The 2,301-nt window shown below is 27.7% G+C and carries 3 protein-coding genes; all 3 read right to left on the bottom strand.

Annotated features, from left to right (window positions below; translation table 11 throughout):
• Positions 1-20 precede the first annotated feature (20 nt).
• Entirely contained in the window at positions 21-323 is a 303-nt protein-coding gene (locus L21TH_RS07960) for a hypothetical protein (protein WP_006313757.1), read from the bottom strand.
• A gap of 44 nt (positions 324-367) precedes the next feature.
• Positions 368-901 carry a signal peptidase I gene (lepB, locus tag L21TH_RS07955; RefSeq protein WP_006313756.1) on the bottom strand — a complete coding sequence of 178 codons (534 nt, stop codon included), beginning with the start codon at positions 899-901 and terminating at the stop codon, positions 368-370.
• Between the two features lie 114 nt (positions 902-1,015).
• Positions 1,016-2,301: stage II sporulation protein P (gene spoIIP, locus L21TH_RS07950; protein WP_034429767.1), on the bottom strand; the 1,286-nt coding region annotated here is incomplete at its 5' end.

The following is a 2,301-nucleotide window of genomic DNA, read 5'->3' as shown; positions in this document are numbered from 1 at the left end:
GGGCCTTTGCCCGGTACCTATCATATATCTATATTATATATAATATCTTCTATCTTATTTTTTAGTTGTTGTATCTTTAAATACACCTGCTGTTGAGAAACACTATAATCCTTACCAAACAATTCTATATTATATATATGATTGTCCATATTATATGCAATTATTCTCTTATCATATTGACATAAAGAAGCTCTGAATGATTGATTCACACATTCCATTGCAAGAATAAACGTTAATAGTACTAATACAACAACTATTCGTCTTCTACGCTTGATCTTTCTTTCTATTTTTCTTCTTTTATATCTTTCTAATCTACTTTCCATAATAATCACCAAAATTATTATGGACAAATTAAAATATATTTATTCTAATGTATTGAGCCAAATCTATCAAAGGGATAGAATCTGAAAAATGCCTTTCCCTTTACTGATTTTATTGGAACAGGTCCAAAGTATCTACTATCCTTACTTGCATTTCTGTATCTATTATCTCCTAACACATACACATAATTTTCTGGTACTTTTAACTTGATATTTCCTAATGTTTTTATATACTCACCAGTCTGTATGTCCTTATGTATATATGTTTCCTTTAATTCTTCTCCATTAACATATACTTTGCCATTCTTTATCTCCACTAAATCTCCTTCAACTGCAATCACTCTCTTTATATAATCCTTTTTTGGCTCATCCGGTGCTTTTAGTACTACAATATCTCTTCTCTTCGGTTCACTTATCCTATAAACTATTTTGTTTGTAAATAACCTATCTGTTTCTTGTAATGTTGGATTCATAGATGTACCTATAACATAAGTTGTATTAAATATAAATGTCTTAATAATTATTGCAAGTATAATTGCTAATGCTATACTCTTTATCCATTCGTAAATTTCTCTAGCCAAATTTATCGCCTCCTGTCATTTCGCCTCATATACTATTATAGCACTTTTTACAGCTATTAGAAAATCATAATAATATTTAGTTTTTGTATGTTTTCATATTTTACTTTTACATGTTTAATTTTCATCTTGAGTAGAACTAATAACCTTTATTACCTTGTCTAGTACATCTGCTATTAGCTTAGCTGACTCTTTTGCTTCCTCTATTGTATTCAAATTGCTCCCTATTTCTATCAAGGCATAATGATTACATACAAACTGATTAAACTTTCCATAGGGCTTTATAATTATTCCTTTGCAAAGCCCTGGATATAATTTATCTGAAACTCCCTTAATTAATTCTGCAAATTTTATTATTTTCTCTTTATTTGGATTCTCTGGGCCAATTACAATTGAAAATGTAGCTACATTTTTACCACTTATTTCAACCTTACTTTGTTCCTTTGCTTTTTCCAAATAACTAGCATTTTCAGGTACACCATCTCTATGTATATCAAAAACGATGTTTATCTCTTTTTCTTTTTTCATTGTTTCCTGTACAGTTGCTAGTGACCTATAATATGATTCTGAATACGAAGGAATATCATGATAAATATCTATGTGTTTTATTTTATGTCCATTCTTTGCTAAAATATCAGTAACTATCTCTCCTATTGTTAAAACATTGTACTTTCTTTTAGTGGTGTGATAGTTATTTTCTTTTATAGGCAAATACGCTTCTGTACCGTGGGTATGATATATAAGTATATAAGGCTTTTTATTTAATTTTATTTCATCTGGTATTTTCATTTCAAGAACATCTAAATCTTCATTATCATTACCCTGCATTTGTTCGCCTTCCTCAGATTCGTAAGGGTCCTCTATATATAAAATATCATCCAATATAGGTACATTATCTTCTTCTACTTTACTTTCTTTCTCCTTATTATCTTTATCCTTTTCTTCAATATTATTTTCTTCATCAATTGGTTCTACTGATGTTACTTTTGTACTACTAACTTGAGTTGTTTCTACAATACTAATAATAGCGGGCAATTGTGATTTTAAATATAATTGAGGCTCAAATGAATTAAAAATACTTTTGAATATGTATCCAGAAATACTTAGATTCCCCTCTAAATTAAAATTTCTCATAAGTACAACCCTCATATAAGCATTAGAGTTAATTAACGTCTTCAAAAAAAAATTATCTATATTAATTTCTGCTTTTTGCATTTCGTTAGTATCATCACTTCTATATTCACTTCCATATATTAATTTATTAGATTCATCAATATTATTAAAAGCTACAACTGTTTTAACACTTTTATCAATTTCTTTTTTTTCCTGTGTTACATTATTTACTTTCTTAAATCCTATAAATAAAATCACAAGACAAATAATTGCTATTAATATATATATAT

The sequence above is a fragment of the Caldisalinibacter kiritimatiensis genome (assembly GCF_000387765.1).
GTDB classification, from domain to species: Bacteria; Bacillota; Clostridia; order Tissierellales; family Caldisalinibacteraceae; genus Caldisalinibacter; species Caldisalinibacter kiritimatiensis.
Note: the sequence above shows the minus strand (reverse complement) of the source record. Positions and strands in the feature narration are given on the sequence as shown.